General features: G+C 31.8%; 1 protein-coding gene. It reads left to right on the top strand.

Annotation, left to right across the window (positions count from 1 at the left end; translation table 11 throughout):
- Positions 1-43: 43 nt before the first annotated feature.
- A partial coding sequence (locus AOA61_RS32030) for a hypothetical protein (protein WP_218197419.1) occupies positions 44-280 on the top strand: 237 nt, incomplete at its 3' end.

A 280-nucleotide genomic window follows, 5' to 3' on the forward strand; every position in this document is an offset into this window, starting at 1 on the left:
TTCCTATATAGATACGCTTGTCTCTAAAAGGAGTGAATAAGCCTTGCTTCTCAATAAAAAACGAATTTTTGTAATTATCATCTGTAGTTCTTTTATTTTTTCCGTTGCTTTATTTTCATCTAAATGGTTGTCTCCGTCCTCTCAAATGAGTGGGACATTCTTGTACTTCCCTGAAGACGAACAGTTGTCTTTTACCGACTATGAAACAAATATTAACTTATTGGAGATAAAGGATGAAAATGAGTATTTATTATCATGGGATTTTAAATCTGTAACAGAT

Origin of the sequence: Pseudomonas sp. 2995-1 (genome assembly GCF_002742505.1) — a bacterium.
Taxonomy (GTDB): Bacteria; Pseudomonadota; Gammaproteobacteria; order Pseudomonadales; family Pseudomonadaceae; genus Aquipseudomonas; species Aquipseudomonas sivasensis.